The following is an 8,799-nucleotide window of genomic DNA, read 5'->3' as shown; positions in this document are numbered from 1 at the left end:
CTCACTCGATGCGGGCTATCTCGGAGAGCGGCTGGGCATTTGTTACGAGCAGCTAGGCGACCTTCACGCGGCGAAATACTGGTACGGGCGTGCGGTCGAGGAAAATTCAGAGGTAAGGCTTGAAGCAGCGCAAGCCTACGAACGCTTGAGCAGTGTCGGCATCGACCATCTGCTGTAAGTCCGCTTCGGGCCGAAAGAAGACATTGATTGCTTTGCGTTATTGCGGAAGTGGAACGTATTCAAGCTTGATCCAATATCAGCGCAAGCGGTCCGTCCTTCGCCGCCATCAGGCTCCATCCTGGCTTCGAACCAGGACGCAGCCGTCCGAAGAGTTCACCATTGATATGGACGTGAGCGGTTGGAACAAGTGGCTCAGACGCATTCCAAGTCACAGATATATCCGAGGGAGCCTCCGGGAAATCGAAAGATAGGTCGTGGCGAATGAACTCCGAGGGATTTGCGAATGGCATCAGATTACGGTCATGCCACTCGGGTTCAACAGACATTCCTACGCGATTATAAAGCCACACATCTGCGACTATATAGGCATCGGGGGTAAGAAGATACGCGTAGGCAACCCTACCATCGTCCTCGAAAACTACGCTGAAACCGGAATTCGGGTCGCCATAGGATGCGGTCATACTGTCGCGGCGAAAATCCATGAGTTGGGCCTGCGTTATTTGGCTCTGACATTCTAGGGAAATTGTATTCGACTGCAATGGGCTGAAATCTAACTCGGCAGCTTTGCGCCAACAGCGGTCCCCGCATAGAAGCGCTCATCCGAAGGTTTTGTAGGTTGCTATCTCGCACTGCCGAATTTTTACATAAACTAGTATCTGCAAGCCTCCAGTGATGTAGCCGTCCCGCCTTGTTGCCCTGTCACACTGCAGAGCGAAATCAGAATCTTGCGTGATGACCATCGGGACCAAGATAATGCTGCTCCCCGCCGGAAAGGAGCGCGTGGTTCCAACGAACTGAAGTTCTCCGCCAGGTGAATCAGTTATCGTCACTACAAATACGCAGAGACCTAACGCCATGGCCGCGCTGTAAGACAGACCCAACCCGACTATAGCGCCGCCGAGCAACATCAAGGGCCTCTTGAATATCGACATCTGGTCTCCCACCGATCCTCGCATCATGCATATCCATAGATCAGGCGGTGCCTCGCAGGAAGAGGTCAGAGTTTGACGGCCAAAATTAGCCGACGGCCGTCATGGCTCAAAAGCGCCAAATGCGGTCATTGAAGCGATCGGATCCTCAGGCTACTGAGGCAAAGCCTTCGAATCGCCAATGGGAATGAGATGCCTCATTATGACTTCAATCACCACAAGACCAAGGACAGATATCTAGGCTTCGTTCAGATTCCGCGATCCGTGTTTGGCTGCGGCTTCAGACGATCTAATGCGCGGCGTAACCATGCGATATTTTCCAATCGTGATATCCGAACTTCTGCGCCGCAGCGTTTACGATGAGAGTTGTTTCCTCGTCCCATTCTTCGAACCTGAGGCCGAATGGGTCTGTGAGCTGGTTCTGCATCTTGAGGATGTCCACGAAGACGTGACGGACGGAACTGCGGCAGCTATCTTCCAGGTCGCAAAGCACATCGATGAGATAGCGTCCCAATTCGCGGTCTTCGAACCCCGAGAAATATTCTTTCGCCAAATTTATCGCCGCCATCCGGCGATAGCCTTCGTCATCCTTCATCTGCATCCATTCACGTAATAGGGGGCGATATCGATCAGTCAACCGAAGGTAACGACACAACGCCTTCAAAGAATATTCTACATACACGTTGTTGTCGTCGCCATGCAGAAATGCTTCCAGAAGCGGCGCATCCACTGTTTCGCCACATAGGCCGACCACGATGACGGCTCCCGGAATGTCTCCGGTACGGCTGCGAAGAATGCTTCGAGCAAATTCGACTTCCTCCGGGGTGACCACGCCCGGCTCCAAACCTTTTGCTCGAAGGCAGATATCCTGAACGTCGAATGTGGCAGACTTGATGGGCAACATAGCGATCTTGATAAATAGTCTTTGCGGCGCTGCGTGAGGTCGTCGGTCAGAATGGCGTCATGTTCGGATTTGTCAACAGAACCAAGTGTGCGCTATAACCGCTTAGGGCCGATTGCAGCCATTCGTTAAATAGTTAGTATTCTGGGTTGCCACCATGCATCTAGTCGCCATGAAAGTTGTGGGCACTGTATTTCGAGTTGATGGGACCCCTTGGGACTACCATAACAATTCGAGGCCTTCGGCCTCGGGGGCCGCCGGGTTCGCGATCTGCGAGGTGGTGCTGGCTGATCCAGAGGGCTTAATCACGACAATGCCTCAAAAAGCCGAACTACACTTTCTTCGAGTCGTTCAGCTGGAGGATGGGGCCGAAGAAATTGATCTCTATGACGGCCCCAAGCTGATCATGAAATTCCGACCGGTGGCTCTTGCAGAACTCCAGGCCGTTAGTGCCATCCTATGATTGTCAATGACCTTCAAATCGTGTTGAAACGTGCTCCCGCTAAGCGCCAGAAGTGATCAGAGCGATCAATATTGTTGACCGATGATCTGATACCCCAAAAAACAGCTCTCCATCGAGGCAGGATATACGGATGCAAGAACTGGAGTTCGTCCAACTCAATGACGACTGGAGCGCAGAGCCTAATGCACCGTTGGTCGCAGTAGTCTTCGAAGGCAACGCAGCAAACTTGAGCTTCTTGCTAAATCCGTGGCAGCGGAAGGCCGACTTTAGGGAGGAGGCAACGGTTCGCTTCAGCAATTGCAGTCGCTGGAACTGGGATGCGACCAATGACCATGCGTGGTTTGCTGGGGAGGGTCGTTACGCTAAGCAAGCTCCCAAGTGGGGCGAATTCTACGAGGTGGTGGGAGAAGACATTCTAGGTGGCAACATCGACTGGGAGATCATCGCAGCCGACACTGTAAATGCCCGACATTTCCTATTTTACTTTCGCGCTGAAACGCTCGAATTCATCGCTTCCGGCTGGTCGATGAGTACCAAAACAATTCATTGAAAACACGACCGCTTTGGGGCAAAAGCCGACCTCGGCAGCTTTGCGCCAGAGGCGGTCGTTGCCTTCATTCAACCCCCATGGTTTCATGGGTGGTGCGATACCAGGGTCGATAACGAAGCCGCGTCGCTACGGAGAACAAGCATGCGTTTCCCAGAAGAGACACTTTGGGACCACATCAACGATGGGTGGAGCCGCATGTCATTTAAGCAGCGAAACCTATGGGATGCAATCAAGCGATCGGCTGAAGAGTGGACTTGAAAGTCGCCCACAGACTTCGATAGCAGACGTATATGCTTCCCTCTATTTCACATTATGGTGTCGTAAGAAGATGCGAGTAGAGAACGCTGTGAAGCTCTTAGACATCTACATCGCGAATGCGTGGAGCATCTTCCATGCTGGTTTCGGATGTGATCGGGCGGAAAGTGCGATGTTTTCAGCCATCGATCTGTTGCGGGAGGAAGACGGGCTTAGAGCGGAATTTCTTGTCCGCGCGCAAACGACTATGTCAACGGTCGATGGCTGGGGTACAGAAGCTGGAGCTACGCCCTTGGAGTTGATCGAACTCGCAATCCACGAATTACGTTGGCCAGAGTTCAATCCGTTGATCGAAACTCGCCGTTCACTCTTTCCACTGGATATCAGGCACCTAGATCTTTTGGCTGCATTTGATCGGGATTGGACGGATCGCGAGTATTATCGACGCTACCGCAGTCACCGTGAAGAAGGTCGTTGTGTCCGCTAAGGGCCAAGAGCTGACTTGGGCAGCTTTGCGCCGATAGTGTTGAAAAACTCGTCGTTGTCGTCGCGGACTTAATTCTGCTATTTCTTCGCTACTCTGAGGGAATAATATGTTACCGCAGCGCCTCAACGACAGGTATAGCACCTACGTTTTGCAGCCAGACCGAGAGATAAGCGATGCCGAGTTGGTCGCTCTCATGTCTGAACACGGCGTGCGCGGTGTTGTTTTTCAGATTTTGAGGCATATACCGGAACAAGGTGAGGACCTTTATACGGTGCTGGTGGACGACAGTTTGGTTGTTGAATTCGAGGTTCCGCGAACGACAAGGATGACTGCTGTTTCCGAATTCTCCATCTTTTCGCTCGCTATTTATCGACATGAACTGGGTCAAGGGAAGAGCCGCATCCGCCTCGATCAAGCAACGGCAAATGCACGCAAGCTTTTAAGTGCGTGAATAAATGATCTCGCTTGTCCACCATGTGGAAACTCTTTGTTGCTGCAGGATTCTCGCCGTGATTCAATCTCCGTATTGATTTGCGGAGGATTGAGCGATGATGGGATGTCAGGTAGCTCCGGCGCAGCTTTTTTATGACTTCTGCATTGATGATCACGTCCCCACCGAGCACCTGTTGCGCGGCATAGACCGTCATCTCGAACTCGATAGCGTCGAGAGCAGTTGAAGCCCTTCTATAGCAGCAGCGATGAAAACAGGGCGGCAAGGGGGAGCGAATAAATGTCAGGTGTCTGTTGTCATCGCGACAGTATCGCGACTGGTGGACTCATCAATAACAGCCTGAATATTCTGTATAATTACTGATTTTACGTCCGTTGGCACGACAGCCCAACCGATTGCAGCCATCATGCATACAGCGGTCAACAAGTATCCAACTTCAGTCATTATGTTTAGCCAGCCTAGTGCCAGCGGAACTAAACATACGAGCAAAGCTTGTACAACAGACAGTCCTAGGTAATGGAGCGATATAAACATTATCACTGCAACGACTATGGGCTTCAACATGCGCGAGACGATGTACATTCGCATATCCTAAATATGAAATTTATTTTCTGTTAATAAAATCACAAATATTTGTGGATAAGTAAAGCGTATCGTTATCATTTGGTAAATTTTACTACCGTCAAGCATTGTAATTTTATGATTCAAAAAATTGATTCGAACCGATTGCAGTTTTGACCGGCATATCGACCGGTTACTGTAGCTCCTGCGGCATACCTGCATTTGATGCCAAGTTGCCAGCTTTGTCAGGGGGGAAGCCGCTTAGCGGACGTGTGACTCCTAACTTTTCAGCACGCTGCTCCATCTTCTCAGCAGCCTTCATACGCGCATCTTCGAAAGTCAGGTCATAGCTGGCAGGGCAGGACCAACGGCGCTCTATGTCCACTCAAACAAGCGAGGCGAGCTGAATGGTAGTGCTGGAAGTACTGGCAGTCACGGAACAGGCCGTTGACCAGTGCACTGCCAGTCGCGCTGATGGCCGAAGCGCCGTTGAACGCCAAGTTCAAAATGCTCAGCGTGTACGTTACCCCCCCGAATTGACGAGGGTCGAAATCGGCGATCAGAGACAAATCGTGGTGAAAACCAAACTGAAGCCAAACCCTCACGAGAAAAGGAACCTTCCCATGATCATCATCGATAAGATCGCAGCCATCTACTCGACGGGACGCTTGAAAGACTACGAGGCATCATCAGCGACACGTCTTCGTGGTGTCATTTAAAGACGAGCTATATGCGTCATGACGGGGAGATCGGATTAAATCCCACAGAATATTTCGCTTCACCAACTAGATCCTTGATCGACTGCTTCGTGTCGGCGGGTGTAGCCAACCACGCCATTGTGATTGCCACCGTCAGTGCAGCGATTGTTCCGCGCAGATGTTTGTATAACGCAAGCCACCCGAGCAGCGCAAAAAGCAGGGCTGTGACAAATGATACAACGATAGGTGCACCGATGGCCCAGAGGCATACGAACATCAAGGCAGACGGAACGTACTTGGTGAGCAGAAGCCAACGTTCTTCGAAATCCAGATCGTCTCGGTACATAATCGGTACTCCTGAACTCTCCGCCCATAAAGTCTAAAAACTTGTGCAGGGCAGCGTAACTTTGGCATCTGGCTTGTGCAACGCACAAATGGCGTATGAGTTCCCGCGAGACTGCAGGATTAGCAGCGGGTTTAATTGCCGTAACATCGCAGTAATTTCGGCCATTCACGAAGAGCTTGGCTTGGCGTGTAGGATTAGTGTTCTAGGCACCACCATCGGCGCGCCCTTGATAGTTTGAGAAGCCAAAGCCGCCGCTGCTTACATCAGGTGATGCAACACCAATCGACGTAGAGCGTCGTTGGTCGGCTCAGAGCAGTTCCGATTTTGTCGCTGATCTAAGCGGCTTCTGCAAGATTTGCGCCCTTCAACAGGCATGGAACCACGCTTCGCATTTTTCTGTTCCGAGGTGCCAGCATCGCATTGCCAAAACGGCCGAATATGGACGATTTCTGAGCGAGTACTCAAATTACCGCTATAAAGAAAAGTCGAACCGAATAGCTGTGTTGACATTTAGCTTGCTAGAGTTTGACAGTTCTGGGAGCAGCGTGGAGACGAGAGTGAGCGACATTTTAAACAGTCTGAGAAATATCGATGTTAAATCCAGGGAGACCTTGCAGACACTACGAGCTGACATCGATGTTTTTTTGAGAACCGGTGCGAGTCAGGCAGACCTCAACGAGGTTCGGGCCTATCTTCTCCTAGTACAAGGGCGTAGCGACGATGGTTTTCTTGCGCTACTAAAAGTTGCTCATCGATATCCGGATCGTACTTCGTTTGCGTTGAAGTCTGCACGAAAGGCCGGGTTTAGCGGGGGTGATCGCGCGGAAGCCGTCGCGCTCATCCGTGCTTTGGCGACCCATCACATAGACAACGGCGATTACATCGACCTGTTATTTTCGCTTCTTCCAGATGAATCCGTATCCATCGCAAAGTCTCTGAATGCTTCGCCCTCCACCATTTCTGAACTTCGCGCCCTGCAGATTGAGAAAGCTACGATCCATTTGCATTTGAACGGTGGGTTTCGTGAAGCTGTAAACCTTTGGAAGATTATACCACGCGACATATCTTTTAGAGAGAAAGGTCGCATTCAAGAAGCAGTTTTAGAAGCGATCGTTGCAGTAGAGCAGGTGCACTTTGTGCTCTCTAATGGCCACTCGGAAGCAAAGAAAGCCTTAGGTCTCCGCCTCTCGAACTATCTTAGATCAAATAAAAAGAATGTTGAACTGGTAGAAATTCTGACAGCGCCGGACCGTCTTAATTTGTGCCGAGCTCGAGGGCTATTGAACGCTGTCTTTGAAGATGACGAGATGTTGAAAGCTGCAGGAGCGGAAGTTATATTTTCGCTTGCTTCAGAGGCGACTGGCACACGTAGAGACAATCTGACATCCTCATTTTTGAACCAGTGCGCCAAGCTCGCGGGATTCTGGACGAATGATGAGTTTCGTAGCGAAGCAACATCAAGAGCTCTTGGCTTGATACGAGATCGGCCACAAACTTATGTCACAGAGCTAATCCGAGCCAGGGTGGATTTTACAACGGGCAGTTTGTCCCAGTATGAAAGCCATATTGATGCGTTGCGCTCTCTATCCTCTGCAGAAGGGAAGCCTTCAGGCGCATCCACTTACATGCTCGATTCAGATCGCAAGCAGGCGCCGTTGGTTTTGAGCGAGATTATTTCCCTCGTGTCCCGCAATACGGCCGTTGATGAACCTGTGACCGTCGCATGCGCTGATATTCGGTTCTTTCGTATATATGGCCCTCGTTTTGCTGAAAGTTTGGCTGAGCTTTCAGGTGAGAACCCGGTTCACCTGCACATCATTTGTGACGAGAGTGATGTAGACGAAGTTTTAGAGTTTTCGAAGGCGCACAGCAATGTCAGCTTGTCCTACGAAAAACTATCGATTAACTCCCCCTTCTATTTTGCAACGTGCCGTTTTGCGCAACTTGACCGCTTGGCCGAGCTGCTCGATCGCGACATCGTAGTGATTGATATCGATGTCCAAGTAACAACGTCGCCCCAGATCTCTGTAGCTAAGGCTGGACGTCCAGGGGTCATGTTCCGATGCAATGACAGTATCCGGAAATTTGATCATCAACGCTCGGGTATGCTGTCTTATGATTATCCACGCCTAGATCCATGGGCAACTATTCCAGCAAACTATATTTACATATCGAGAACAGAGCATGGTGTGCAAGCCGCGAAGATAATTTCCGATGTCGCCTTAAACGCACTTGAAGCCTTTGGGTCGAACACCGGAAATTGGCTCATCGACCAGAACGTTCTGTTTAAAGCGTGGAACTTCATTCGGTGGGAAACAGACATCACAGTTGAAAACGTGGCGGAGTATGGACTGCCATATCGCTGGCATCGACCTGAGAGTCCGGAGTTGCGCACTGGAGTCGGAATTCATCCAGTTGCGCGTCAACTGGCAATGAAAGCGTAGCGACGGAAGCGAGCTTTTGTCGCAGCCTGGCGCGATTCAGCTCCAAAAGGTCATCGCTTTCAAGTGTTCGTATTTGATACTCTTGCTAGCTGAGGCTGTTAGGGTCTCCTTTCAGTGGGACGTGACATCGTTCTCAGCGGCCTTTACTTAAAGGCGTTGCACCGCATGTCGCTGCCTCACATCTTGGGAGAGAGGCGGTTTTTGCATCCCTCTTCGCACCTCAAGGCTTTGATGAAGCACCTCGCAAGCCGCTAGCTGGTTCGCACTGCCAGTGTCCTAGTTTCATACACAGCACCGAAGACCGTGGACAAGGAGTATGGGTTCATTAACTCCTCTCTCACCCCGTAGGGGCCGTTAATTAATTAGAAATCTCTTACGTGAGACCTTTCTAAAATTAACGGAGGAGAGACTATTATGGCAAAGATCACCACTGGCGAGAATGTAACCGTTCGTCCTAACGATTTCTGGGTCGTGAACGCGGCAGCAGCGCTCAACGAGCAATTCACAGGTCAGCAATCGGTCTCGGGAAACCTT

8 protein-coding genes are annotated in these 8,799 nt (G+C 50.8%); 5 read left to right on the top strand and 3 right to left on the bottom strand.

Annotation, left to right across the window (positions count from 1 at the left end):
* Window positions 1-239 precede the first annotated feature (239 nt).
* Both ASF70_RS09300 and ASF70_RS09290 read right to left on the bottom strand, forming a co-directional pair.
* On the bottom strand, window positions 240-662 hold the full coding sequence (locus ASF70_RS09300; RefSeq protein WP_062579201.1) for a hypothetical protein: 423 nt from the start codon (window positions 660-662) through the stop codon (window positions 240-242).
* Between the two features lie 736 nt (window positions 663-1,398).
* Complete coding sequence (locus tag ASF70_RS09290) at window positions 1,399-2,013, bottom strand: hypothetical protein (protein WP_062579198.1); 615 nt, start codon at window positions 2,011-2,013, stop codon at window positions 1,399-1,401.
* Window positions 2,014-2,603: 590 nt separating this feature from the next.
* On the opposite strand from ASF70_RS09290, the gene ASF70_RS09280 reads away from it, so the two are divergent.
* The 4 genes from ASF70_RS09280 (at window position 2,604) to ASF70_RS09255 (ending at window position 5,496) form a co-directional block, all read left to right on the top strand.
* Window positions 2,604-3,023 (top strand): hypothetical protein, encoded by a 420-nt coding sequence (locus tag ASF70_RS09280; RefSeq protein ID WP_062579195.1) that lies wholly within the window; start codon window positions 2,604-2,606, stop codon window positions 3,021-3,023.
* A gap of 427 nt (window positions 3,024-3,450) precedes the next feature.
* The gene (locus tag ASF70_RS23580) at window positions 3,451-3,765 is read left to right on the top strand and encodes a hypothetical protein (RefSeq protein WP_082471840.1); all 315 of its coding nucleotides are present in this window, start codon (window positions 3,451-3,453) and stop codon (window positions 3,763-3,765) included.
* A gap of 106 nt (window positions 3,766-3,871) precedes the next feature.
* Window positions 3,872-4,216 (top strand): hypothetical protein, encoded by a 345-nt coding sequence (locus ASF70_RS09270; RefSeq protein ID WP_062579190.1) that lies wholly within the window; start codon window positions 3,872-3,874, stop codon window positions 4,214-4,216.
* A 968-nt stretch (window positions 4,217-5,184) separates the two neighbouring features.
* Window positions 5,185-5,496: a hypothetical protein gene (locus tag ASF70_RS09255; protein WP_062579186.1), complete on the top strand. Its 312-nt coding sequence runs from the start codon at window positions 5,185-5,187 to the stop codon at window positions 5,494-5,496.
* A gap of 16 nt (window positions 5,497-5,512) precedes the next feature.
* Here the strand turns inward: ASF70_RS09255 and ASF70_RS09250 are convergent, their stop codons facing one another.
* Window positions 5,513-5,821, bottom strand: coding sequence for a hypothetical protein (locus tag ASF70_RS09250; RefSeq protein WP_062579184.1), 309 nt, complete (start codon window positions 5,819-5,821; stop codon window positions 5,513-5,515).
* A 557-nt stretch (window positions 5,822-6,378) separates the two neighbouring features.
* On the opposite strand from ASF70_RS09250, the gene ASF70_RS09245 reads away from it, so the two are divergent.
* The gene (locus tag ASF70_RS09245; RefSeq protein ID WP_062579182.1) at window positions 6,379-8,265 is read left to right on the top strand and encodes a hypothetical protein; all 1,887 of its coding nucleotides are present in this window, start codon (window positions 6,379-6,381) and stop codon (window positions 8,263-8,265) included.
* Window positions 8,266-8,799 lie beyond the last annotated feature (534 nt).

This window comes from Rhizobium sp. Leaf321 (genome assembly GCF_001423215.1).
Taxonomy (GTDB): domain Bacteria; phylum Pseudomonadota; class Alphaproteobacteria; order Rhizobiales; family Rhizobiaceae; genus Neorhizobium; species Neorhizobium soli.
Note: the sequence above shows the minus strand (reverse complement) of the source record. Positions and strands in the feature narration are given on the sequence as shown.

What these genes read in the sequence shown, in the direction of transcription:
- ASF70_RS09300 (WP_062579201.1), bottom strand. Translation starts at nt 662, where the DNA reads ATGGATTTTCGCCGCGACAGTATGACCGCATCCTATGGCGACCCGAAT.
- ASF70_RS09290 (WP_062579198.1), bottom strand. Translation starts at nt 2,013, where the DNA reads ATGTTGCCCATCAAGTCTGCCACATTCGACGTTCAGGATATCTGCCTT.
- ASF70_RS09280 (WP_062579195.1), top strand. Translation starts at nt 2,604, where the DNA reads ATGCAAGAACTGGAGTTCGTCCAACTCAATGACGACTGGAGCGCAGAG.
- ASF70_RS23580 (WP_082471840.1), top strand. Translation starts at nt 3,451, where the DNA reads ATGTTTTCAGCCATCGATCTGTTGCGGGAGGAAGACGGGCTTAGAGCG.
- ASF70_RS09270 (WP_062579190.1), top strand. Translation starts at nt 3,872, where the DNA reads ATGTTACCGCAGCGCCTCAACGACAGGTATAGCACCTACGTTTTGCAG.
- ASF70_RS09255 (WP_062579186.1), top strand. Translation starts at nt 5,185, where the DNA reads ATGGTAGTGCTGGAAGTACTGGCAGTCACGGAACAGGCCGTTGACCAG.
- ASF70_RS09250 (WP_062579184.1), bottom strand. Translation starts at nt 5,821, where the DNA reads ATGTACCGAGACGATCTGGATTTCGAAGAACGTTGGCTTCTGCTCACC.